Source organism: Chitinophaga arvensicola (genome assembly GCF_900110835.1).
Lineage (GTDB): Bacteria > Bacteroidota > Bacteroidia > Chitinophagales > Chitinophagaceae > Chitinophaga > Chitinophaga arvensicola.
Window position 1 is genome coordinate 1,784,033 of record NZ_FOJG01000001.1, and the last position, 23,077, is coordinate 1,807,109.

The 23,077-nt window shown below is 46.1% G+C and carries 23 protein-coding genes; 7 read left to right on the top strand and 16 right to left on the bottom strand.

Features of this window, described 5'->3' with window-relative positions; translation table 11 throughout:
* Positions 1–59 precede the first annotated feature (59 nt).
* Positions 60–758 (bottom strand): type IX secretion/gliding motility protein PorT/SprT, encoded by a 699-nt coding sequence (gene porT, locus BMW79_RS07630; RefSeq protein ID WP_245752404.1) that lies wholly within the window; start codon positions 756–758, stop codon positions 60–62.
* Positions 731–1,477: a bifunctional demethylmenaquinone methyltransferase/2-methoxy-6-polyprenyl-1,4-benzoquinol methylase UbiE gene (gene ubiE / locus BMW79_RS07635; protein WP_089892717.1), complete on the bottom strand. Its 747-nt coding sequence runs from the start codon at positions 1,475–1,477 to the stop codon at positions 731–733. The genes porT and ubiE overlap by 28 nt, the downstream gene beginning before the upstream one ends.
* A gap of 86 nt (positions 1,478–1,563) precedes the next feature.
* On the opposite strand from ubiE, the gene yihA reads away from it, so the two are divergent.
* Positions 1,564–2,172 carry a ribosome biogenesis GTP-binding protein YihA/YsxC gene (gene yihA, locus BMW79_RS07640; protein WP_089896818.1) on the top strand — a complete coding sequence of 203 codons (609 nt, stop codon included), beginning with the start codon at positions 1,564–1,566 and terminating at the stop codon, positions 2,170–2,172.
* A gap of 51 nt (positions 2,173–2,223) precedes the next feature.
* On the opposite strand, the gene BMW79_RS07645 is transcribed toward yihA, so the two are convergent.
* From BMW79_RS07645 to BMW79_RS07700, 12 genes are all read right to left on the bottom strand, one after another.
* Complete coding sequence (locus tag BMW79_RS07645) at positions 2,224–2,607, bottom strand: lipocalin-like domain-containing protein (protein ID WP_089892719.1); 384 nt, start codon at positions 2,605–2,607, stop codon at positions 2,224–2,226.
* Between the two features lie 152 nt (positions 2,608–2,759).
* Positions 2,760–3,155, bottom strand: coding sequence for a hypothetical protein (locus tag BMW79_RS07650; protein WP_089892722.1), 396 nt, complete (start codon positions 3,153–3,155; stop codon positions 2,760–2,762).
* Entirely contained in the window at positions 3,152–3,631 is a 480-nt protein-coding gene (locus BMW79_RS07655) for a hypothetical protein (RefSeq protein WP_143059106.1), read from the bottom strand. The genes BMW79_RS07650 and BMW79_RS07655 overlap by 4 nt, the downstream gene beginning before the upstream one ends.
* Before the next feature lie 152 nt (positions 3,632–3,783).
* Positions 3,784–4,257 (bottom strand): ribonuclease H-like YkuK family protein, encoded by a 474-nt coding sequence (locus BMW79_RS07660; RefSeq protein WP_089892726.1) that lies wholly within the window; start codon positions 4,255–4,257, stop codon positions 3,784–3,786.
* Between the two features lie 204 nt (positions 4,258–4,461).
* The gene (locus BMW79_RS07665; protein ID WP_089892729.1) at positions 4,462–4,839 is read right to left on the bottom strand and encodes a CoA-binding protein; all 378 of its coding nucleotides are present in this window, start codon (positions 4,837–4,839) and stop codon (positions 4,462–4,464) included.
* Between the two features lie 18 nt (positions 4,840–4,857).
* The gene (locus tag BMW79_RS07670; RefSeq protein WP_089892732.1) at positions 4,858–5,805 is read right to left on the bottom strand and encodes a TIGR01777 family oxidoreductase; all 948 of its coding nucleotides are present in this window, start codon (positions 5,803–5,805) and stop codon (positions 4,858–4,860) included.
* A gap of 21 nt (positions 5,806–5,826) precedes the next feature.
* Positions 5,827–6,276 (bottom strand): hypothetical protein, encoded by a 450-nt coding sequence (locus BMW79_RS07675; protein ID WP_089892734.1) that lies wholly within the window; start codon positions 6,274–6,276, stop codon positions 5,827–5,829.
* A gap of 59 nt (positions 6,277–6,335) precedes the next feature.
* Positions 6,336–6,842, bottom strand: coding sequence for a GbsR/MarR family transcriptional regulator (locus tag BMW79_RS07680; RefSeq protein ID WP_079469472.1), 507 nt, complete (start codon positions 6,840–6,842; stop codon positions 6,336–6,338).
* A 201-nt stretch (positions 6,843–7,043) separates the two neighbouring features.
* The gene (locus tag BMW79_RS07685) at positions 7,044–8,696 is read right to left on the bottom strand and encodes a pyruvate dehydrogenase complex dihydrolipoamide acetyltransferase (RefSeq protein ID WP_089892737.1); all 1,653 of its coding nucleotides are present in this window, start codon (positions 8,694–8,696) and stop codon (positions 7,044–7,046) included.
* A 118-nt stretch (positions 8,697–8,814) separates the two neighbouring features.
* A complete protein-coding gene (locus BMW79_RS07690) occupies positions 8,815–10,884 on the bottom strand; it encodes a DNA polymerase III subunit gamma/tau (protein ID WP_089892742.1) in 2,070 nt (689 codons plus the stop codon).
* Between the two features lie 88 nt (positions 10,885–10,972).
* Positions 10,973–13,087, bottom strand: a complete 2,115-nt coding sequence (locus BMW79_RS07695; RefSeq protein WP_089892745.1) for a M48 family metallopeptidase — start codon at positions 13,085–13,087, stop codon at positions 10,973–10,975.
* Between the two features lie 272 nt (positions 13,088–13,359).
* A complete protein-coding gene (locus BMW79_RS07700) occupies positions 13,360–14,526 on the bottom strand; it encodes a hypothetical protein (protein ID WP_089896819.1) in 1,167 nt (388 codons plus the stop codon).
* Between the two features lie 62 nt (positions 14,527–14,588).
* Here BMW79_RS07700 and BMW79_RS07705 point away from each other — a divergent pair, with 62 nt between their 5' ends.
* Both BMW79_RS07705 and BMW79_RS07710 read left to right on the top strand, forming a co-directional pair.
* Positions 14,589–15,206, top strand: a complete 618-nt coding sequence (locus BMW79_RS07705) for a hypothetical protein (protein WP_089892749.1) — start codon at positions 14,589–14,591, stop codon at positions 15,204–15,206.
* A gap of 9 nt (positions 15,207–15,215) precedes the next feature.
* Positions 15,216–15,728 (top strand): GNAT family N-acetyltransferase, encoded by a 513-nt coding sequence (locus BMW79_RS07710; protein ID WP_089892753.1) that lies wholly within the window; start codon positions 15,216–15,218, stop codon positions 15,726–15,728.
* A gap of 98 nt (positions 15,729–15,826) precedes the next feature.
* Here BMW79_RS07710 and BMW79_RS33840 read toward each other — a convergent pair whose 3' ends face one another.
* Entirely contained in the window at positions 15,827–17,416 is a 1,590-nt protein-coding gene (locus BMW79_RS33840; RefSeq protein ID WP_177192073.1) for a DUF6600 domain-containing protein, read from the bottom strand.
* A gap of 324 nt (positions 17,417–17,740) precedes the next feature.
* On the opposite strand from BMW79_RS33840, the gene pnuC reads away from it, so the two are divergent.
* Together pnuC and BMW79_RS07730 are read left to right on the top strand one after the other, a co-directional pair.
* Positions 17,741–18,388 (top strand): nicotinamide riboside transporter PnuC, encoded by a 648-nt coding sequence (gene pnuC / locus BMW79_RS07725; RefSeq protein ID WP_177192074.1) that lies wholly within the window; start codon positions 17,741–17,743, stop codon positions 18,386–18,388.
* Between the two features lie 5 nt (positions 18,389–18,393).
* Complete coding sequence (locus tag BMW79_RS07730) at positions 18,394–19,269, top strand: DUF4349 domain-containing protein (protein ID WP_089892765.1); 876 nt, start codon at positions 18,394–18,396, stop codon at positions 19,267–19,269.
* Between the two features lie 274 nt (positions 19,270–19,543).
* Here the strand turns inward: BMW79_RS07730 and BMW79_RS07735 are convergent, their stop codons facing one another.
* Positions 19,544–20,761 carry a purple acid phosphatase family protein gene (locus tag BMW79_RS07735; protein ID WP_089892767.1) on the bottom strand — a complete coding sequence of 406 codons (1,218 nt, stop codon included), beginning with the start codon at positions 20,759–20,761 and terminating at the stop codon, positions 19,544–19,546.
* Between the two features lie 344 nt (positions 20,762–21,105).
* Here BMW79_RS07735 and atpD point away from each other — a divergent pair, with 344 nt between their 5' ends.
* On the top strand, positions 21,106–22,608 hold the full coding sequence (gene atpD / locus BMW79_RS07740; protein WP_089892770.1) for a F0F1 ATP synthase subunit beta: 1,503 nt from the start codon (positions 21,106–21,108) through the stop codon (positions 22,606–22,608).
* A 59-nt stretch (positions 22,609–22,667) separates the two neighbouring features.
* On the top strand, positions 22,668–22,925 hold the full coding sequence (gene atpC, locus BMW79_RS07745) for an ATP synthase F1 subunit epsilon (protein ID WP_089896820.1): 258 nt from the start codon (positions 22,668–22,670) through the stop codon (positions 22,923–22,925).
* The last annotated feature ends 152 nt before the right edge of the window (positions 22,926–23,077 follow it).

The window sequence follows — 23,077 nt, forward strand, 5'->3', positions numbered from 1 at the left end:
CAAAGGTAGAAAATTTACAGGAGGCAGGGAAGGGTAAACCATACAGATTCCCGGTAGATTTATCCTTCCAGGTGTATCGAAAATACGATCATTCTCGATTGCAGCTTCTCCACCACATTAGAGTACCGCAGGTTGGGATCTTTAACGTGTACATTGCCGAAACCATTACTGATCTTGAATTCCGGGGCAAAAATGAAGCTTTCAAAATAGAATTCAAAACCAGCGCCTACTTCATAACCATAGTCGCTTTTCTTGATCTTCACCAGGTCTTCCGCCCGGCGTAAGCGGGCGCTGGAGGCCAGGTCATAATCGTATTTCAAACCGGCAATGGTGTATACACGCATGTTGCCGATACGGTCCGACTTAAATTTTATCTGCAGCGGGAAGCTTAATAGAATGGATTCGATCTTTTTTTCCGTATCCTGGGGTTTGGGATAAGTATCCCGGTAGTACAGATTTTTGGAGGCAAAAATGAGCTGCGGATTAAAACGCAGGTCAAAATGCTCGGTCAGCCTCGCATTGGCCAGCAACCCCAGGTTGAACCCCATGGTCTTCAGCGGTTCGGCTACCATAATAGAATCGGTAGCCAGGAAAGCGGGTGAATGCTCCAGTTTGAAATACGACTGGTTTGCAGCCAGCGTAATACCAAAGTAATAGGGTTTTGCATCGTGTTCCAACATATTCATCTGGGTTTGCGCCCTGGCAGGAAGCACCCCGAATACAATGAATATCAGCGCGTAGCGCAGTAAATGGAACATATGCCGAATGTTAGCGTTTTGCATGTAACGGCCTGGAAACGGGTATTGGTTAAAATAGTTCGCATTGCTTCACCCTGTGGAAACGCTTTCACAGATTCCGGCAAATAGCTGTAGGCCGCCTGGCTTTTGGCTATCCATTTCCCGATCAGAGGTGTGATATAACGAAAATACGAATTATATAATTGTTTAATAGGAAAAACTGTGGGATTCGAAAATTCTAGGATCACTAATTTGCCCCCCGGCTTCAATACCCGGTACATTTCAGACAACCCTTTTTCCAGGTGCTCAAAATTGCGTACACCGAAAGCCACCGTTATCGCATCAAACGTCTGGTCCGGAAAACTTATTGTCTCGCTATCGCCGCTTTGCAGGGTAATTTTATCGCCCAAACCAAGTTTCTCGATCTTTTCCCGTCCATGAGCCAGCATTCCTTCAGAAATATCAATACCCACTATTTTATCCGGATGAAGGCGCTTTTCTGCCATAATCGCAAAATCACCGGTGCCTGTGGCCACGTCCAGCATGAGTTTCGGCTGTATTGATTTCAGGTATCCCAGCGCTTTCTTACGCCAGATAATGTCGATTCCAAGCGACATAAAGTGATTAAGAAAGTCATAGCGATAAGCAATATCATCAAACATGGTCGCTATCTGCTCCTTCTTGCTTAATTTTGACCCTTCAAAGGGAACGATCTTCTGAACATTTGCATTTTCTGACATAGTGCGCAAAGTTAAAGAAATGTAGTCATGTGGCAGTATGCAAATATGGAGATACGGGATTTTTAATGGAACAAAGCAATATCATTATGGTTATTAAATCAGCAGAATATCTTATCAGTAGCCCCGATTGGGAAAAATGCCCGGTGCCGAACCTGCCGGAATACGCATTTATTGGCCGGTCTAACGTAGGTAAGTCTTCTTTGATCAATATTCTGGCTAATAATGAAAAATTAGCCAAAACGTCCGGTACCCCCGGTAAAACACAGCTGATTAATCATTTTGTCATCAATAAAGCCTGGTACCTGGTAGATTTACCCGGCTACGGATTCGCAAAGAGAAGCATGTCTCAACGCCGCCAGTGGCAACAGATGATCGAAAATTACCTGCGTAAGCGCCCCAACCTGGTCAGTGTATTTGTGCTGATCGACAGCCGCCATTCACCACAACAGATAGATATTGATTTTATTACCGACCTGGGCACATGGAATATCCCTTTCAGCCTTGTATTCACCAAAGCCGATAAAAGCACGCAGGCGGAAGTAAGTAAGAATGTAAAAGCTTTCCTTAATAAAATGAGAGAAACCTGGCAATTCCTCCCTCCCAACTTTGTGACTTCTACCGTGAAGAAGTCCGGCAGGGATGCGATTCTGAATTATATCGATGAACTGAACGCACAGTTCCGGGCCATCGCCTGATCCATCGTTCAAATAGAAAAAGAACCCCGGCTAATAGCCGGGGTTCTTTTTTTATTTGACTTTTCTAAAGGTCTGTGTATACATTTCCGGATTGGGGTTGTAGAGTACAAGCAGGTTACCGGTGAAGCTGGCGATATTTACCGAGTTCCAGCCATCATGGATCGTCAGCTTCCACGTTTTGTCATCTATCGGCACAAATTCGTAAGTCGAGGTTACCATCAACGTATCGTTGAAATAATAACGGTATTCGTTGTTTTGAAAATTGGCGATCACCTTATCCTTTATCTCTACCCTGGCCCCTGCAAAGCCTCCAACGGACTCGATCAGTTGCCACTTACCTTCAATAGAGGTAATATGGGGTGTTTCTTTTTTATTACAACCGGTGCCAACAAATAATAACAGTGACAGTATAACAAATTGAAAATGAATTTTCATGACGGGAGTTTTATCATGTGAACGATTTTGGTATCCCTTTATCCAGGGTATTGATTGCCTGTATAGCGTAAAAGCAATACTAAAAGTTACACATTTTCCCATGAAAATACCAGCCGTATCGCCCACTGACAACAGATAGCAGTGCAAGTTATTTATGGCTGCACTCTTACATAAATGAGTGCATTCTCTTCGTCGTCATCCGTCCTGTTGATATACAAACTATCATTCACAATTTGTACGTAAGACATCTGCGAATTTGCCGTAATGATTTTCCATTTCTTCCCCGTTATCGTTTCCGTCAGTTCCATACGATAGGTAGTCGCATTCAGTTGCAGATCGTTCACCAGGATCCGGTAGTCCTGTTGCTGAAAGATCGCAATCTGTGTATCCCTGATTTCGCTGTTCACGCCAGGGGTAGTGCTTTTAGCAGCTACCAGCCGCCATTGCCCTTCCAGTAAGGGTTGCTGTGGTTGCACATCTCTTTTTTTACAGGAATACAGGGAGAGCAGTAAAAAAACTATAAACTTCAGGTTCGTGTTAATGATCAATTGAATATTTTATTGTTGCTGATTGTTTGATTGATTTGTTGTTGAAAAGCCTTGATATAGGAAGGATTTTCGCTCGGCAGATCCAGGTAGATGACAGTGGAATCGCCGGTATTTTCCTGGATATAGGTGAAGCCTACAAAAGGAGCGTCTGCGGCGCCTCTGTAGGAATAATTAAGCACGTTGGAATCTGCTTTTACCGCTTCACGTGGAAAGCTGCTCAGATACGGCTTCAGACTGTCGTGCAGGGCATCAGAAAGTTTTTTGGTAGTCACCCCGCTGCTGTTTTGGGTAACCAGGTAGCTGCTATCCGGCGTAATCTGAAGTTTGGAGGAAGAACCAGTTGCTTCATGGTACCCGTTATCGTAAGACACTACAAGACAAGGTGCAGGGTGTGCTCCTCCGGACTTTTCCGTACAGGCAATTGCACTGCAGATAGCCATTAAACATAGTGCTACAAAGGATTTTGGTACAGTCATGGTAAATGATATTTTAATGACTGTATAGCGGGGATTGACAAAAAAAGTTACAGGAAAATAGGAAGATAATATAGCTTGATAAGGGGAGAAACAGCCACCTGACGTGGTATCACGTCAAAAAAATTGAGAGAGGTACAAAAAAACGGGGCGCCTTAGTTCACGATCTTATTGGCGCAACTGCTGCTGGCAAAGGCTTCCGGTTTGGCTTTAAAAGCAAAGCCCATTCCCAGTATATAGCCCATTGCTTCCCGCAAAGCCAGGTTGCTCTTGAACTGAGGGTTAGTATTGATATCGGCATGCACTTCCATATCTACATCATATTCTGTAAACAGGTCGCACAATTCATACGCAATTTCAATACTCTTCGCTACTTCTACCAGCATACGTTCTTTGATAGAATAGCGGTCTTTGGTTTTTTCATTGTGGATAAACATAAATCCGCCATGACCTTCCCGCAGGAATACAATCACTGTAGCGAATTCCGTATCTACTCCTTTTACCTGTGAGTCAGTACCGATGCACACTTTCAGCCGAAACCCGTTTGCGGTTTCGCGAACGATGGCTTGCCGTACCTCTTCCTTCACCGGAAGGTGGATAACCTCTCCATTAAATCTTCTCCATTGCATAAATGTATATTAAAGGGTGAACATGCTTATGGGTTATGCTATAATGCCTGCCTGCTGAAGTAATGCCATGCGCTTATGGGTCAACAATATGGGATGCGTTCATTGGGGGTCAACAGCAATATATACGAATATACGAAAAAGCTGTTAGCAATAGCTAACAGCTTTACATTAAAAAAATAAGAAGTTTACAGGGTTTGCAAGCGGCTAAAACTGTCCCGTACTAAGCATTACAAGGGTACAGGCTTCCACGGGTTGAATATTATGTTCGCGGGCTATCTGCTCCAGTTCTTCGTTTTCCGCACCAGGATTAAAGATGATGCGCCGTGGCTGCAATTGCAGGATATAATCATAATATTCTTTCTGTGCCAGCGGATTCAGGTACATGGTAACCGTATCCACTTTTTCCAGGGAAGGATGATCTGTAATCACCGGTGTATCGCCGATGGTGGCGGCGCGCTTGCCAATGGCTACTACCGGGTGGCCTTTTGCCTTCAACCGGTTCACGGCCATATTGCTATATCTTTCCGGGTTGGGTGATGCACCCAGCACCACTGTCAGTTTTTTATCGTTGCTGGTTTCCATACAGCTAATTTACGAAAATCAAAACAAGTGATAAGCTGTCCGGGGCAGATGCGTCAGTATATCGGTAAAAGCATCCGGAAGCAATGGAAACCTGAAAGAAAATCCTTCCTGCAAAGCCCGGGAAGGCAGCACCCACCTGCTTTTCAGGAGTAGTTCTGTTTCCGTACCAATCAATGCTGCACCCAGCGTTAATAAGGCCGCCGGAGCCGGCAGACCGAAATGATGACCAGTTTTGAGCCGCAGCGTTTTCATAAACACTTTATTCGTAACCGGGTTGGGCGCCGTGCAATTAAACACCCCGCTTAAAGCAGGCGTTTCGGATAACCAGTCTATCATACGGCAAACATCAGTAATGTGGATCCAGGTAAACATTTGGCGGCCGTTGCCCTGGTGGCCGCCTAAGCCGGTTTTTACGAGGTTCAGGTAGGGGTGCATCACCCCGCCGGTTTGCCAGCCTAAAGTAACGCCTATACGAAGTATTATTTTACGTGTATGCGGCAGCGTAATATCATTGAAAGATTGTTCCCATGCCTTACACACCTGTACGGAAAAATCATCGCCCATCTCCCCGTTAATTTCATCCATGGGCCGGTCTTCCGCATGCCGGTAAATAGTAGCACTCCCTGCATTGATCCATAATTTCGGCGGATGCTGCAAAGTGAGTATCGCAGCTCCCAATGCTTGGGTGGCGTTTACCCGGCTATCCATGATCAGCTTTTTATTGGCGGCAGTATACCTGCAGTTGACACTTTTTCCTGTGAGATTGATGAGCAGGTCGGCCCCCTCCAATGCGGCACACCACGCGCCGGGATGTTTGCCATCCCATTGTACATAAGTGACGCGATCATGCGGAGCTTTCGGTTGCCGGGTAAGGATCACCAGGTCGTTATCTTCTCCAAAAAATGCTACGAGACTTTTACCTATAAAGCCGGTACCTGCTGCTATAACGATACGTTTGTTTTGCATGATTTATATGTTTCAGAAGTATCAGTAAGTATTGAAACTTAATGGTAAAAAAAAGCCGCTGATAAGGGCAGCTGTGATAAACAGTCTGCGGAAAGAAAAGATGCTGACAAGGAGCATCATCAAGGGTAAAGCAATCAGGAGGTCCACATAAACTACGGTGCCATACAGGTCGCTCCATACGCCGTTCATGCGAATATTGCATACGTTGGCTAATAGCAGCATGGCGGCTATTGACGCAGATACGCCGAGAAATCCCAGGTGAAGGATATGCAACCAGCTGTTGTACCGGATCTTTTTATACTGCCCCACCTGTAGAAAGGCGCTGAACAGCTGCCAGCCGGCCAGGGCATAAAAAGAATAAATAACAGGAAAGAATACCGGGAGATGAAGTGGGTAACTAAGGGTGCCTGCAATACAACTGAGGCCCAGAATGCCCTGTATAACGCCATCCGCGATGTAAAAGGATCTCATTTTTTATTTTTTTAAATTCGGAATTTTCAGAAAAGATTGAAAGTATGCTCCAAAAAAAATTATTTGATGAGTTTTATCAGGCTGCTATAGAACCAGTTTTCTTCTGATTTAATAAATGCACTGATGGTTTTATCCGTCTGTTGGGCAAACTTGGTAATGTTGGAGATAGAATCCTTAAAAGCTTTCATTTCCTTGTCTTTAGGATCGCCTTCGGCCTGCTGGAGTTGCAGCAACACTTTCATAATAGGATCAAGTTCGCGTTTCTTTCTTTCACGGGCTATATATGTGGCTACTTTCCAGATATCTTTTTCTGCTACGAAAAATTCTTTTCTTTCACCGGGAATGAGGATACGTTCTACCAGGCCCCAGTTAATCAGTTCGCGCACATTCATATTGGTATTTCCGCGCGAAATATTCAGTTCCTCCATGATATCATCGGCACTTAAGGGATCCGGCATTACCAGCAATAAGGCGTGAATCTGGGCCATCGTACGGTTAATACCCCATTGGGCGCCTAAGGAGCCCCATGTCTGGATAAACTGTGCTTTTGCTTCCACTAAGTTCATGTAGGTCGTTATTTTTTTATAGCGTTTGACAATTTACAAGGTCAAATGTATATCAAGTTTTTGAACTTTCAAAAGCTAATGAAACATTTTACGGGACAATGACGTGTACTAAACCTACCCGGATACATGGATTTCTTCTGTTTTTTCATAAAAAAAGGCGGAGTGTATACACTCCGCCTTTCGTATAGCTATTTTATTAAATTATACCAGCATGGTTACCGGATTTTCCAGGAACCCTTTCAGGGTAGCCAGGAACCGGGCGCCTACCGCTCCATCCACACTTCTGTGGTCGCAGCTCAGGGTCAGTTTCATGATATTAGCCGTTTTGATCTGGCCTTTTTCCACTACCGCAGTTTCCCTGATATTACCTACAGCCAGGATAGCTGAATCCGGCGGGTTGATGATAGCAGTGAATTCGTCGATACCCAGCATACCGAGGTTGGAGATACTGAAGGTATTACCGCTGAATTCCTGTGGTTGCAGTTTTTTGTTTTTGGCTTTGTCGTACAGGCCTTTTGCATCCGCAGCAATCTGGCTCAGTGTTTTCTGATCAGCAAAGCGGATTACCGGTACAATCAGACCATCTTCAATAGCTACCGCAGAACCGATGTGTACATGCTGGTTCTGACGGATAAAGTCGCCCATCCAGCTGCTGTTTACATCCGGGTGCAGACGCAGTGCCATCGCCGAAGCTTTGATCACCATGTCATTGAAGGAAATCTTAACAGGAGAAATTTCGTTGATGGATTTACGTGCTTCCATGGCTTTATCCATGTTCACATCTATTTTCAGGTAGAAGTGAGGAGCAGTAAATTTGCTTTCGCTGAGGCGTCTGGCAATAACCTGGCGCATTTTGGTCAGCGGAATATCGGTGAAGCCTTCCTGGCCGGCTGGTACAAAGGCCGGAGCAGCAGGTGCTGCTGCGCTGCTTTGTGCAGCTGGAGCCGCCGCTTTGGCAGCAGGAACATAGCTATCTACGTCTTTTTTGATGATACGGCCACCATCACCGGAACCAGGAACCTGGCTGATGTCGATGCCTTTTTCTTCTGCCAGTTTCTTCGCCAGCGGAGATGCTTTCACACGACCGTCGGTGCCGGAAGTAGCAGCAGGAGCCGCTGCAGGGGCAGCAGTGCCATTCTGTGCAGGAGCAGCAGTTTCAGCTGGTGCAGATGCTGCCGGCGCCGCAGGAGCAGCTCCTTCAGCAGCCAGTATCGCGTCTACACTGGTACCCGCCTTACCTACAATCGCAATGATGCCGTTTACTTTGGCAGCATCGCCTTCTTTCACACCTATATATAATAAAGTACCGTCGGCATAACCCATTACTTCCATGGTCGCTTTATCCGTTTCCACTTCAGCCAGTACATCGTCATTCTTCACAACGTCGCCTACTTTTTTATTCCAGGCTACTATTTTGCCTTCTGTCATGGTATCGCTCAGGAGCGGCATACGGATAACAGTCGCATTTTTCAGTGCTTCTTTTAATGCAGCATCATCAGCCGGTGCAGCAGCAGGAGCTGGTGCAGCCTGTGGTGCAGGTGCAGCGGCGGCAGCCTGTGCAGGAGCAGCAGCAGGAGCCTCATTATTACCTTCCAGCAGAGATTTGTAGTCTTCTCCCGGTTTACCTACAATGGCAATAATTCCGTTTACTTTAGCTGCTTTCCCTTTTTCAACACCTATATAAAGGAGGGTTCCTTCTGCGTAACCCATCACTTCCATAGTGGCCTTGTCTGTTTCCACTTCAGCTATAACATCGTCTGCCTTTACTGTATCGCCCACCTTTTTATGCCATTCCGCAATCACCCCTTCCGTCATCGTATCACTCAAAAGGGGCATTCTGATAACTTCTGCCATAGTGCTTTATTCAAAATTTTGTTCAAACCTACATGTTTTTGCGCAAAAACGCAAAGAAGGAAGTGTAAACTGTTTAAAAATGTCTATCTATCGTTAAAATTTGATCAGCGCAATTCCGCTAGAAATCCAGCTCCATATTCAGTCTGTCTTTCAGCTCTTTTACTATCGGGTATTTTTCTGCCATGTGCTGAAACTGTTCCCTGCTGGAAAGTGGCGCCGGACCTATATCCTGCGTCTGCTGGCTCTCATCCAGCTGCAGGGTCAGTACAATGGTCGGATTGTTAAATTTCTTCTTTAAAAACTCCGCAATCACCAGTTTTTCCTCTTCCATGAAACGGAACTGTACAATGTTCCGGCTCACAATTCCTACCTCTGTTGTACCGAGCAATTTCAGTTGCGCCAGCTGGAGATTGCTCACCACAGTCATTTTGTTGGCCTGCCGGTACAGATCTATAAATTCTTCCCAGTACACATGGATAGCACCCATGGTCAGTGGAATTGATTGCACAGGCGCAGCATTCTGCTGTTTAGCCGCCATGGCTTCTTTCATTGCCGCCAGGCCGGTCAGCTTACTTGCCGCCGAAGCATTGGTGGCCGTATTCCCGCCATTGGCGCCAGTTGCCGCTGGTGTTGTTACCTGTGCTGCCACTGGTGCAGTAACTGTCTGTGTTGGCGTTGGTGCTGCTGGAGTAGCTACCGCGGCAGGTGCGGTAACCGGTTGTGCAGGTGTGGCCGGTCCTGTAACTGCCGCAGGCGGTACTGGTGTACTCGCCGGCTGTGAAGGTATCGCCGTAGCCGCAGCTGTTGCCGGTTGAGAAGGTATCGCCGGCGCCACAGTGTTTGCAGGAGCCGCAGCAGGCGCGGTGCCCGCCATTCCACCGTTGGCCGGAGCCGGAGGCGCAGTCACTGGCGGTGTATCTACCGTTAAACGGGGACCAGCGCCTATACTTTCTGTAGTAGCCGGATTGGCGGTAACCGTTTTAGCCGTTACCGGTTGCGCACCCGGCGCCCGCAGTTTCTGCGGAACTGAGCCGTCAGCTACCAGTTTTTTTTTGGATACTTCCCCGGTGCTGTCATCGCTGACCAGCGTAACTGCCTGTTGCAGGAAGCACAATTTAATAAGGGCCATCTCCACATGTAAACGCTTGTTACGTGCCATGCGGTAGTTGATCTCTGTTTCATTGAGCAGGTGCAGGGCCGTAATCAGGTAAGCAGGACTTATCTGACCGGACAACTGCCTGTAACGTTCCTTCAGGTTACCGGATACTTCTACCAGGTGAAGGGCCTTATCTTCTTTACATAATAAAAGGTTACGCAGAAATTCTGCCCATCCGTTCAGGAAGTTGTCGCCCTCAAAACCTTTCTGTAAAATTTCATCAAATATGAGCAGGGCATTGGCAACGTCCTGTTGCAGGACAGAGGTCATCACCCTGAAAAAATAATCGTAATCAAGTATGTTCAGGTGTTCCAGGGTATTCTGGTAAGTAAGATGGCCGCTGGTAAAGCTCACAATCTTATCCAGTGTACTCAGGGAATCCCGCATACAGCCGTCTGTTTTCTGCGCTACCAGGTGCAGGGCATCTGTTTCAGCCTGGATATGCTCTTTGGTGCATATCTCCTGCAGGTGATCTACGGTATCCTGGATGGTAATACGCTTGAAATCGAAGATCTGGCAACGGCTCAGGATAGTAGGCAGGATCTTATGCTTTTCGGTAGTGGCCAGGATGAAGATCGCATAGGAAGGCGGCTCCTCCAGGGTTTTCAGAAAAGCATTGAATGCCGAGGAACTGAGCATGTGTACCTCATCTATGATATAGATCTTGTACTTGCCGGCCTGTGGTGCAAAACGCACCTGTTCCACCAGGGTACGGATATCATCTACCGAGTTGTTCGATGCCGCATCCAGTTCATGGATGTTGAAGGAACTACCCTCGTTGAACGATTTACAGGAATGACACTCGTTACAGGCTTCCCCATCCGGCTGCAGATTTTCGCAGTTAATGGTTTTAGCCAGGATACGCGCACAGGTGGTTTTTCCTACTCCACGTGGTCCGCAAAACAGGAAGGCATGCGCCAGCTGGTTATTGCGGATGGCATTTTTGAGAGTGGTGGTAATATGTGCCTGTCCTACTACAGTTGAAAAGTTCTGTGGACGGTATTTACGGGCTGAAACGATAAAATTCTCCATATGACTGCTACGCTTTCGCGAGCGCCGAAAATACGCACAAATTCAGTAAGAGAAAAATGCACAGCAGGAACGGCGCTTTCATCCGGTATTATTCTCCCGGTTCTAAAGTTAAAAGAAACTCCAAATATGCCTTTTTTAATAATATAACGCCATTATTAAAATGTTCCATCATTACCGAACTGATCTCGTGCAGCTCCTGGATGGCCACATAATCCGGGATCATATCCTGCATAAAGGTGCAGTCGTGCTCGCGGAACCGTTGCAATTTTTCGGTCATGCCCGGTGGCAGGTTGTTAAACAGAGCGGCCTGGTTAATATTTTCCATCATCATCCGGAAACCCCAGCATTCAGCCGACAATTCATCAAAAAGTGCCGGCATGGATTCCATTTCTTCTTCCCCGGAATTAAACAACAGGCTGATACAATGAATGATCCGGATCACCTGTTCATTCAGCTGATGCCCGGTTTGCTGGTACTGAAGAATCTGGGTGTATTTTTCTTTGAGCAGGGCCGCCACCGCAGGGCTGTGCTGCATGGCAACGGTATAGTGATAGCGGAATGCCTGCTGGTCATGCGTTTTCAGCCATTCCTGCTCATTGGCTACTTCCGCGGATAACATGCGGGCCAGCTGTTTGGCGCGTGCCGCACTATATTTATGGCCGTCAAATTCAAAATAATTCGTCTGGAACTGGCCGCAACTAATCGCCTGTAAAGTTTCTGCATCCTGACGGTCACGGTAAAAAGCCCGCATCCGCACGATATTATCCGGGTGATAAATCTCCCGTAAACTGCCCTCCATTTCTTCCGGAGATAACAAACGGGTAAACTCCCCATTCATATCCGCGAATGGCCGGTTGTCATAATAATCGTTGAATGCCTTGGGATATTCGTACAACCGGTGCCGTTGAGACAATTCATCAATATAGGCAGCCGGGGTGATTTCTGTGAAGGTTTCTGCGCCTGCATGTACGGTGAAATTATATACCAGGGAAGTCATGTACTCCTGGAGATGCTCCGGCTCATTAAACAGGGTCCAGGCACTATCTGTAAACTGCTTACATGAAATGCCTGCCTGTAAATAATGTGTTTCCCGCGCTTCCCTCGACAAATGAGCAGTCCATTGTTCCCGTAATTGTACCCTGCTTTTCAGGAAGGTGTGGAAATAATGATCGGTAATTACCGGGAGGCCGCTTTCATCCAGCGCAAGATGATTCTGCGAAGCATAGTAACGGATCATCGCCCGCTGTGCAGTGAAGATATTGGGAAACCGCAGTGTTCTTTCTGCAAGATCCGGTAATTTATGAAAACAATGATCCAGGCAATAGCCCCCCATTTCCACGCGGCGTAAACTGCTGATGGCAGTGTCGGTACTGGTGAGCCCTACCGCCACCGTATCTGCGTAATATTCCATTTCCCGGCTCAGTTCAAGGTATTGCCGGTTGATAATCGCATAGATCTTTCTCAGCACAAACTGCATGGCATTCAGTATCCGGGTAGTGATATGCGCAAAGAAACTTAGCAAGCTGCTGCCGCGGCTCCAGCGCACTTCAATCTCGTTCCACCGGTCATTTTCATATAGCATATTATACAGCATCTTGTTTAATGCGTATATATAACTGCCCAGTTTCATACTGCGTTGAGAGAAGTGTGCAAACTCATGCGTCAACAGCATTTTGAATTCGCTGATATTCACGCTATTGATCAGTCCCAACCCGATCTCCAGGTTTTTCCCCGCCGGCCAGAAAAGACTTAAAAAGCTGGAATGATAGAATACGGTTGCATTCATATCCGGCACTATAAATATCTTTTTGGGAAAACTGATTCGGGTGTCTTTTACCAATTGGGTGATGAAGTCGAATAAGAGAGGATGATGATCCGCAAAGATCTGCGTACGATAAGGATTAACAGCCGGGCGTTTATTGAAAAGGAATTTGATGAGAAAAAATATTACCATCACTCCCAGTAAAATAAGACTGAGACTGATAATGCTGGTGGTCCAGGCCGGATAAGCACGAAACAGTGCCACCCCTCCTGATACAAAAGCAATAGCCAGGGCAACGGCTGTAAATAAGAGTACCACGTATAAAATAAAGAACAACACAACACAGCTGACGGCTTTCATTATCTGTTGCCTAAATAGTAACGTGGGTTCAATGAATGCCAGATCCGCGTTCTCCGGACACTCAGGGTATAAGTTGGTCATAACAAAACATCAGGTTAGATACGATCGTAACAGCAAAAGGGATTTAAATGTATATAATATTCAGAAACTTATATACTCCCGGTTGGTTATCGTATATTGATATGATAGGTGTATATGTAATACAGCAGCGGCTTGACAGGGATTATCTTTTTGTATTTTTTTTTGTATTATATATTATAGCTGATATATTTAGGGGTATTTTGTATAAAAAGATACCTGATTTCTGCACAACCAGGTGTCTTTTTATTGTTATCCATACATTTATTTTATTATCATCCAACCATCGGATGTCTCTTATATGGAGCAGTCCTATCAAATAAATAGCGATAAGTAGTTAACTGCCGGGTAGGAATAGCTCCAAGCGCTTCCGCTACATTCTGCATCCTTGGATTGAAGTCGCCGATCCATTGCATTTCATAATCGACGTAATGCGACATACCACTCTGGATTAACTTAGCGCCTTCTACGATCATATACGCATCAATTCCTTTGCCCTGGAATTCAGGAATAATTCCGAAGATGATCCCCACCATTTTTTTGCAGGCGCCGGTTTGCTTCAGCCACAGGAATTTCAGTTTTTGCAGCAGACCAAATTTTCCGTTCATGTGTTTGATGTACTGATTCAGATCCGGTAAATTTAACCAGATAGCAATCGGCTCATCGTTGTGATAAACAAACCAGGCGATCTTTTCATCCAGCAGTGGTTTCATCTGTTTGAAAAGTGCCAGTGCCTGTGCTTTCCCCATTTCCTTACCGCCGGCATGCTGTGCCCAGGCTTTGTTGTATACGATGCTGAAAGCTTCTGCAAACCGTGGCAGATCATTTTTGCGGATATGTATTGCCTTAAAAGCCGGATCCGCTTCAATGGCCGCGTGACGGGCAAAGAATTTAGGTTGCAGCTGATCGCTCACCTTCATGCCATAGCAAATCTGGTTGAAGAAAAGCTGGAAACCATATTGTTCAAATAAGCGGATGTAATAGGGCGGATTAAAATTCATGCAATACAGCGGTTCGTGAAATCCCTGTGTAAGTAACCCCCACCAGTTGTTCCGTTCCCCAAAGTTAATAGGGCCATCCATTGCTCCCATGCCTTTTTCCTGCAGCCATTTTTTAGCAGTGTCCAGCAATAAATTGGCTGCTTCCTGCTGATCAATACAGTCAAAGAAACCAACGCCGCCAACGAGGCATTCGTCTCCTTTGGTTTTATATTTTTTGTTCACAAAAGCCGCTATCCTGCCGGATAATCTGCCCTTGTCATCTTTTAAAATCCATCTGATACACTCCCCATGACGGAATGCCTTATTTTTTTCCGGATCAAAAACCGCTTCTATATCCTTATCCAGCGGCCTTATCCAGCCGGGTACATCTTTGTTGAGTGTTACATGTACATCGATAAATTGCCTGGCTGTTTGTTCATCATTTACAATAATCAGTTGCATGGAGACCATTTGTACAAATGTAATAAAAACTGCATTGGCATTATTTTTTCTCTTCTCCGGGTATGAAAAGACACTACGTTTATCCCGCTATCCTGTTATTATTGATCGTGGTATTCAGCCTGGGCTACTGCCAGCAACAGCGGTATGTCCGTAAAGTACTCTCTGAAAACCAGCGCCTGTGGAACGAAAACCGCGATTTACGCAAAAGCCTGGACCAGTCCGGGGCAGTATCACAGCAAATTACCAATCACCAGGAATTACAGCAAAGAGTAGCCGGGCAGTTTATCGAGCGCCGTGCCTACTACCGCCGCAACTGGCAGCAATTTATTGCAGTGAGTGCCGGAGATTACCGTACCGGCCTGCTGGGAGGCATCAAAAACCTGAATATCATTGTGAAAAATCAAACGGAATATGCCCTGGATAACGTGGTAGTGAAAGTGTCGTACATGCGTAACAATGATGAAGTTTTTAAAACAGAACAATATACCATCAGCAATATTCCGGAGAAAGGCATCCGCAGTATTCCGGCCTCCAACAGCCGCAAAGGAAGCAAGGTGGCCGTTAAACTGATCAGCATTACCAGTCAGCCGATGAACTTCTGCTGGGCAGCAGATAAACCCGTTCCCACCGGTAACCCCGACCCATTTGAATGTGTGCCGTCTGCGAAACAGAATCCCTAACTTTGCAGGATGATTGAGTTAATACCCGTCAACATCGTGGAAGATGCAGTAAAAACACTTTACGAAGATGCTTTTCCCCTGGAAGAAAGAAGACCCTGGGACCAGCAACTGGCGCTCGTTGCCACCGGAAAACTACAACTATTACGCATTAACCGCGATCATGATTATGCCGGATTTATCTTTTACTGGTCGCTGCCGGCATTCAGTTTTATTGAACATTTTGCCATTCATCCGGATAAAAGAGGTGGAGGCGCCGGTACACAGGTGATGCAGGTAATGGAAGCACGGTTGAAACAGATTGTACTGGAAGTAGAACCGCCAATAACGGAGCAGGCTATACGTAGAATAAAATTTTATGAGCGGCTGGGGTACCAGACTTTCCCCGAACCTTATCAGCAACCAGCCTATTATCCGCAGTTTGCACCCCTGGATCTCCACCTGATGCAGAAAGGATTATCGCCGGCTGCGGCAGATTTTATCAGCATCCGGGATCAGTTATACAAATACGTATATAACAAATAAAAAAAGTACGAATGAAACAACAGACGTAAATGATGTTATCTCACAAAACATCGTCGTCGCTGTTCCCATTCGTACTTTCTTTTCTTATCACTGGCCGGTTATCCTACTCGTGAAGGACGATCCGGTTGTGGCTGTTGTTGTCTTTGTTGTTGTTCCTGTTGTCTTTGCTGCTGCTCCTGTTGTCTCTGCTGTTGCTGCTGCTGTTGTTGTTCTCTCTGTACGCGTTGCTGTTGTTCCTGTTGTTGTCTCTGTTGCTGTTGCTGTTGTTGTTGCTGCTCTCTCTGTACGCGTTGCTGTTGTTCCTGTTGTTGTCTCTGCTGCTGTTGTTGCTGTTGCTGCATACGCTGTTGTTGTTGCTGCTGTTGCTGTTGTTCTCTCTGTACGCGTTGCTGTTGTTCCTGTTGTTGTCTTTGCTGCTGTTGTTGCTGTGCCTGAACGCGTTGTGCCTGTTGCTGCTGCTGCTGTTGTTGTTGCTGTTGAATCCTCTGTTGTTGCTGCTGTAACTGTTGCTGTTGTTCTGCACTCCTGTCTGGTGTTACTCTCGATGGTCTGTTAAAATTACCGGGATTATTATTCACCGGATTTGCCGGATTCACCGGTTGTGTGGTACCCTGTCTTACTCTTCCGTTATTATTATTCGAAGGAATATTACCAGGATTATTATTTACCGGCTGATTGGGATTGATGTTACCAGGTCTTACCCTGCCGTTGTCATTCCCGCTGTTTCCCGGAAAATTGCCGTTGTTATTGGGCTGAGTCACCTCGCCGGGTCTTACTATCCTGCCACCGCCATTGTTAACCGGGTTGGTACCTGGTTGCGGATTGGTGTTGTTGTTACCAGGGGTAATACGACCGGGGCGGTTATTGTTGTTATTATCAACAGACTGCACGGGTCTGGTACGATCCGCATCACGGCCACGCTGGATAGCGGTAGCATCCGGACGGTAAATACGCAACTGGTTGTTCTCTACCCGTCCACCACCTGGTCTGTTGGTATTTTCTATCCTTACAGGTCTTACCACTTCACCGGAATAACGCTGTACATCTCTGGCACTAGGTCCGGCATACACCCGGTTACCGCCGTAATTGCTGGTGTTGTTGATAATGGTGGTATTGTTGATGATCGTTACGTTCCGGCTGTTATTTATATAGTAATTGTTGATGCGTGGATTACCGATATACTGTCTTGGTACAAACGCCCAGTAATTGGCAGGTGCGTTGTAAGAGTACTGTGGTCCCATTGGCGCCCAACCGTAGTAATCGCCACCGGTTCTCCAGCTTACCCATGCCGGACCCCAGTCGTAACCCGGTACCCACATCCAGCCCTGGAAATCGTCATACAACCAGCGACCGTAGTGGAAAGCTGCCCAACCCCATGAATAATCAGACATCCAGGTCCAGCCGTAATCGGTATATACCCAGTGTCCGTTTGTATAATATGGTCTGAAGTCCCTGCCTGCATTAGGTATCCATACCCGGTCGTATCCGGGATAACTTACCCAGCGGCCGTAAGGACTTAATTCGTCATAAAATGAAATAGAACCGCTCACCTGTACCTGCGGACCACCGCCATAGGAAGAGCCGTACTGATCATCATAACCTGCAGGAGCATACGTAGATGCACAACTGCTGACGAAGAAGGCTATAAATAAAAGTGATATTCCGGTATGTTTGATTAATCTGTTCATAACTCCTGTTTTTTAGTCCTGATAGGTTGTTAAGTAGACTCTGAAGAGATAATGAATGCTGTGTAAAATTGTCTTTCTGTCAACAAGCATTTTTAATGGTCTGGGAATAAAGTATAGATGGCGGAATCATGTTGAATTGTTAAAGGATTATGTTAAAAATTTTATAACGTTTATGCTATTGCTACTGCATTACATAGGCTATAAGACAAAAATGATTCCAAATTCGTAATCGCTGTAAGCGCTTGCATTACAGCGGATAACAGAACAGTATCGGGAATAATAAAACATTCCTGTAATATTGTAGCAGCAGATTTAAATTTAATGATGGACTTTTTCAGCATTCAGCACATTTTCTTTACCGCGTTAGGGTATCCCGTTAGCTATGTGGAATTTATCGGAACATTAACCGGGCTTTTGTGCGTGGTGCTGGCCGCCAGGGATCATATCCTGACCTGGCCGGTAGGGTTGGTGAATGTAAGTTGCTTTTTTGTGTTGTTCTGGCAATTGCAGTTATATGCAGATATGTTTCTGCAGGTTTATTTCTTTGCTACAGGCGTTTACGGCTGGCTTTTCTGGTACCGGAAAAAGCCGGAGCAGGAGCCGGTGTACGCATTGCGCCGTATACAACGTTGGTGGTTAGGCGTAGCCGCCATATTGCTGTCTGCCGCAACCGGCTTTGTTATCAGCCGCCTGCACATCTGGTGGCCCCGCGTATTTCAACATCCGGCGGCGTGGCCCTACACCGATTCCATCGTTGCCGTGCTGAGTGTAATCGCGAATATCCTGCTGGCAAAAAGAATCTGGGAAAACTGGTTATTGTGGGTTACGGTAGATGTAATCGCCACCTATATTTATTTCCAGAAAGATGTAAAATTTCTGGGAATACAGTACTTTATTTTACTCATTATCGCCGCCATGGGACTCATAAAATGGTGGAAAACCTATCGTCAGCAAACCCTTACTGTTAAATAAACCCTATGCGTACTACAAAGCAACAGATTCGTCGTATAGCCATTGCTTTTATGGCTGTATTTGTATTGATGTTTATCTTCCGGATCATTTATGGCTATACCTACAAAGGGCGCCGTTATGATGAACTGGGGAGCAGCAGCTTTTTATCCGGTATCAGAACACATCAGAAAAACTATGCTTCCGAAAAAGTGAAGGGATATAACCTCCCGGATGCCGGCTCCCCGCGCCTTTACGGTGGACAGAAGTATGAGAAAATAGCCGATGTGTCCAGTAAGTCCACTCATTTTTCAGAAGATGAAAAGTTATTGCAGGGGACTATAAAAAAGTTCGATGCCATTGTACAGTACCAGCAGGAATCAGGTAATAGAGGCAACCGTCAGTTACAGCTGCTGATCGGGGTGTCGCCGGAAAAGTTTGATTCATTTTACGTAGCGGTACAGGGCATTGGTACGATCCGGTCTATGGAAGTCACGAAGAAAGACAAAACCAACGAATACCGTAAACTCAATGCACAAAGAATTTCACTGGAAAAATCGCTGGCCTCTTTCAACGATCTGAAAGCAAAGGATGGCCGGATTGAAGATTTTATACAGCTGCATAACAAGATCTACGAAGTGGAAACTGAATTGCAGGGATTGGGCGTTGAACTTGGCAACTTTGATTCGGAGAATGAGTTTTGTACAGTACAGTTTTCTATGTACGAAGGAGCAGCGGAGAAAGCCATCAGCATGGTAACCCGGCTGAAAGTAGCGTTGGAATGGACGATCAAGTACTACGCTGTATTGGTTGCCAGCGCTTTCTTTGTACTGGCGGCGGCATGGATACTGGTGAAGTTATTGTTGCTGGTAAATGCTTTCATCGCAGCCAATAAAAAGGAGTAAGAAATATAATTATATATAAAAGCCGGACATCGCCATCGACTGATAGGCGCTATGTCCGGCTTTTTTTTGCTACTGCGGCGTCCGGCAGGTAGGAATTAGCCGTAGTTCAGCCCTATCTCCCCCCTATTAAAGGCCCTTGTAAGCTGCACCTATAAGAGAGGGCTTATAGGGAGGTCACGGATGTTTCAAACATCGGTATATATTATGAAATACTTTTCTGGATATGGGAGGCAGGAAAATAAAATGCCGGAGTCCCCACTCCGGCATTTTGTACTTACACGGTGTATTCACCCACTTTTGTTCCGTCGTCTCTCAGCATGGTGAGTACCAGTTTATGCTGATCCGCTTTTATCTGAATGATGGTTCGGTTGCCGTCTTTCGGGCCGCCGCCGATGATCAGCGGATATTCGTGCTCCCCTTTCACGGGAGCATATACGCCATACTTATGTGTATGCCCGCAAATTAAGATGTCGATTTTATGCTTGTTGAACAGGCCGCCGAACAGTTCGCGGCAGTGCATAACGCCATGCCAGTCGCCGGAGTGGTAATGCGGAATGTGCATCATGACAACTTTATGTTTTGCTTTTCTGAAAGCCGGGCTTTGCAGCTGTTTTTCCAGCCACCGGGCCTGTTCCTCGCGGTAGTGGTCGAAATCTGCAATGCCTGCATACACAGGATGTTCATCTGCTTTATCTTCTCCCGTATCCAGTACAATAGCGGATACCGGACCGATGTTAAACGTAAAATAGTTGTTGTAGCCGGGGTTATCGAAGTATTGATGCCATTCCCGGGCGTACTTGCCACGGGTTTCATGGTTGCCCCGTACATACATGAAGGGGGTTTGGGTAGAGAAGGTATCGCCGCAGGCGGTGAGCATATGGTCAATGATCTGTTGCTCGTCGGACTGGTAATCAAACACATCTCCGTTAAAGAATACAAAATCGTAGGGATTATCGCCGTTCATTTTCATCAGGTGCGGAATGGATTCCGGGCGATCGTGGATATCGTTGATGATGAGCCAGGACACGGTGTCCGACTTGGGATCGGGAGCGGTAAAAGTGTACACATCGCTTTCTATGGTGTTGCCATAGGTAAGCTTATACGGTTCAAACGAAACGATGTCTTTGGAGCACACTTTATAGCTATATTTTTTGCCGGGTTCGAGGGCATCCAGTTCTATGCGGTGGAGGCGGTTGTTGGCTTCCACGAGTCCGTGGGAAACGCGGTGCGCTTTCTTATCCAGTTGTCCGTTCAGGCCGTATTCTACCCAGCTGTAGCAGGGGCGGGCGGTGAGCCATCTTACAGAAAGGGTATTTGGGCCGGGATACTGGAGGTAGGGTTTGCAAAGGAACTGGTGTTCGGGGGCGGCGGGGGCTGACAGGATGCCAGTTCTGGCAGCGGCCGGTACGATGCCGGTGATGCCAAGTAATCCTGCTTTGGAAAGGTTGCCGAGGAAAGACCTGCGGGATTGTTCACTGTTTGAATTTATCATATGTATATATTATATATATCAGGATAGCGCTTAAAAATAGCAAAGGAATCAGGAAAAGGAAGCTATTTTTATATGAATGGCTGTGGGCTGGCAATGGTAATTTATAGATAATAAAAAACCGTAATTTGACAGACTACGCTTTACATTGCCGGGTTATAAAACTTTATTAATGATAAAATCGGCGAAAAATGCGGCGGGAAAAGGATTTTTTTCGTCGTTAGCGTTTTGATTTTCATCCATTAACTCTTACCTTTGCGGCAAATTTTGGAAACTGTATGCAATGCAATTTGATACGGTTTTTGGAACAGTAACATTTTAGTATTTTTATAAACCTCTTTAAAAATATGCCTAACACAGGTAAGATCAAACAAATTATCGGTCCCGTGGTGGACGTGCACTTTGATGACAAACTGCCCGAAATCTACAGCGCATTGGAAATTACCCGCGAAAATGGTCAGAAGGTAGTACTGGAAGTACAGCAGCACCTGGGTGAAGACAGTGTTCGTACAGTGGCGATGGACTCCACAGACGGTATGGTTCGTGGCATGGCTGTAGTTGATAAAGGCGCGCCTATTAAGATGCCAGTTGGCGACCAGGTTAAAGGACGTTTGTTCAATGTGGTAGGTGAGGCGATTGACGGTTTAGGTGATATTGATGCTTCAAACGGTTATCCTATTCACCGTGAGCCGCCTAAATTTGAGGATCTGGCTACTGAAACCGAAGTACTGTTTACCGGTATTAAGGTAATTGACCTGATCGAACCATATGCAAAAGGTGGTAAGATCGGTTTGTTTGGTGGTGCCGGTGTGGGTAAAACGGTATTGATCCAGGAGCTGATCAACAACATTGCAAAAGGTTACGAAGGTTTATCCGTATTCGCCGGTGTAGGTGAGCGTACCCGTGAAGGGAACGATCTGATGCGTGAAATGATCGAAGCGAACATCGTGAAATACGGTGATAAATTTAAAGAATCAATGGAACACGGTGACTGGGATGTTACCGCTGTAGATAAAGAATTACTGAAACAATCACAGGCTACGTTTGTGTTTGGTCAGATGAACGAACCACCGGGAGCACGTGCGCGTGTAGCCTTGTCTGGTTTGACCCTGGCAGAATATTTCCGTGATGGAGATGGTACTGCAGGTGGTGGTAAGGATATCCTGTTCTTCGTAGATAACATCTTCCGTTTCACCCAGGCAGGTTCTGAAGTATCCGCGCTGTTAGGCCGTATGCCTTCTGCGGTGGGTTACCAGCCAACACTGGCTACTGAAATGGGTCTGATGCAGGAACGTATCACTTCCACTAAAAATGGTTCCATCACTTCCGTACAGGCGGTTTACGTACCTGCGGATGACTTGACGGATCCGGCTCCGGCAACAACTTTCTCCCACCTGGATGCTACCACCGTACTGGATCGTAAGATCTCCGATCTTGGTATCTACCCGGCTGTGAGCCCGCTGGAATCAACTTCCCGTATCCTGTCTCCGGCTATCGTGGGTGAAGCTCACTATAACTGTGCACAGCGCGTGAAAATGATCCTGCAACGCTACAAGGAACTGCAGGATATCATTGCGATCCTCGGTCTGGATGAATTGAGCGACGAAGATAAGCTGACAGTATCCCGTGCACGTCGTGTACAACGTTTCCTGTCTCAGCCTTTCCACGTAGCAGAACAGTTCACCGGTCTGAAAGGTGTACTGGTACCTATCGAAGAAACTATCCGTGGCTTTAACATGATCATGGACGGTGAAGTAGATGAGTATCCTGAAGCCGCTTTCAACCTCGTAGGTAACATCGAAGCAGCTATTGAAAAAGGTAAGAAATTACTGGAAGCAGCGAATAACTAATTAAGTCGATGATCCCGGTTCTGCCGGGATCATTACCCTTCACCATTTACGATCATAACATGCTATTAGAAGTATTAACACCAGAAAGAAAATTATATGCCGGAGAAGTGTACGGAGTACAACTGCCGGGCATTGACGGTTCTTTTGAAATACTGGATAAACATGCGCCATTAATTGCAGCTCTCGGAAATGGTAAAATGAAAGTGCTGAAAGATAAAGCAACTGTTGAGTTCTTTACTATCAGCGGCGGATTCGTGGAAGTGTTGCGCAATAAGGCTACCGTACTCGTAGAAGGCGCTGTAGCAGTGGAAAAATAAGCATACCAGCAAATTATAATAACCAGGCCGGGTAAGATTACCCGGCCTTCGTTTTGTCCTAACTATTCCAATCTTAGATGACCCGGAGAATAACAGGAATGCTGACCGGGATTTCCTCTCTATTCATTATGTACAATACATTACCTGTACGG

Excerpts from the sequence above, each read along its gene's own strand:
- porT (WP_245752404.1), bottom strand. The coding sequence starts at position 758 with ATGTTCCATTTACTGCGCTACGCGCTGATATTCATTGTATTCGGGGTG.
- ubiE (WP_089892717.1), bottom strand. The coding sequence starts at position 1,477 with ATGTCAGAAAATGCAAATGTTCAGAAGATCGTTCCCTTTGAAGGGTCA.
- yihA (WP_089896818.1), top strand. The coding sequence starts at position 1,564 with ATGGTTATTAAATCAGCAGAATATCTTATCAGTAGCCCCGATTGGGAA.
- BMW79_RS07645 (WP_089892719.1), bottom strand. The coding sequence starts at position 2,607 with ATGAAAATTCATTTTCAATTTGTTATACTGTCACTGTTATTATTTGTT.
- BMW79_RS07655 (WP_143059106.1), bottom strand. The coding sequence starts at position 3,631 with ATGACTGTACCAAAATCCTTTGTAGCACTATGTTTAATGGCTATCTGC.
- BMW79_RS07660 (WP_089892726.1), bottom strand. The coding sequence starts at position 4,257 with ATGCAATGGAGAAGATTTAATGGAGAGGTTATCCACCTTCCGGTGAAG.
- BMW79_RS07665 (WP_089892729.1), bottom strand. The coding sequence starts at position 4,839 with ATGGAAACCAGCAACGATAAAAAACTGACAGTGGTGCTGGGTGCATCA.
- BMW79_RS07670 (WP_089892732.1), bottom strand. The coding sequence starts at position 5,805 with ATGCAAAACAAACGTATCGTTATAGCAGCAGGTACCGGCTTTATAGGT.
- BMW79_RS07675 (WP_089892734.1), bottom strand. The coding sequence starts at position 6,276 with ATGAGATCCTTTTACATCGCGGATGGCGTTATACAGGGCATTCTGGGC.
- BMW79_RS07680 (WP_079469472.1), bottom strand. The coding sequence starts at position 6,842 with ATGAACTTAGTGGAAGCAAAAGCACAGTTTATCCAGACATGGGGCTCC.
- BMW79_RS07685 (WP_089892737.1), bottom strand. The coding sequence starts at position 8,696 with ATGGCAGAAGTTATCAGAATGCCCCTTTTGAGTGATACGATGACGGAA.
- BMW79_RS07690 (WP_089892742.1), bottom strand. The coding sequence starts at position 10,884 with ATGGAGAATTTTATCGTTTCAGCCCGTAAATACCGTCCACAGAACTTT.
- BMW79_RS07695 (WP_089892745.1), bottom strand. The coding sequence starts at position 13,087 with ATGACCAACTTATACCCTGAGTGTCCGGAGAACGCGGATCTGGCATTC.
- BMW79_RS07700 (WP_089896819.1), bottom strand. The coding sequence starts at position 14,526 with ATGCAACTGATTATTGTAAATGATGAACAAACAGCCAGGCAATTTATC.
- BMW79_RS07705 (WP_089892749.1), top strand. The coding sequence starts at position 14,589 with ATGAAAAGACACTACGTTTATCCCGCTATCCTGTTATTATTGATCGTG.
- BMW79_RS07710 (WP_089892753.1), top strand. The coding sequence starts at position 15,216 with ATGATTGAGTTAATACCCGTCAACATCGTGGAAGATGCAGTAAAAACA.
- BMW79_RS33840 (WP_177192073.1), bottom strand. The coding sequence starts at position 17,416 with ATGAACAGATTAATCAAACATACCGGAATATCACTTTTATTTATAGCC.
- pnuC (WP_177192074.1), top strand. The coding sequence starts at position 17,741 with ATGGACTTTTTCAGCATTCAGCACATTTTCTTTACCGCGTTAGGGTAT.
- BMW79_RS07730 (WP_089892765.1), top strand. The coding sequence starts at position 18,394 with ATGCGTACTACAAAGCAACAGATTCGTCGTATAGCCATTGCTTTTATG.
- BMW79_RS07735 (WP_089892767.1), bottom strand. The coding sequence starts at position 20,761 with ATGATAAATTCAAACAGTGAACAATCCCGCAGGTCTTTCCTCGGCAAC.
- atpD (WP_089892770.1), top strand. The coding sequence starts at position 21,106 with ATGCCTAACACAGGTAAGATCAAACAAATTATCGGTCCCGTGGTGGAC.
- atpC (WP_089896820.1), top strand. The coding sequence starts at position 22,668 with ATGCTATTAGAAGTATTAACACCAGAAAGAAAATTATATGCCGGAGAA.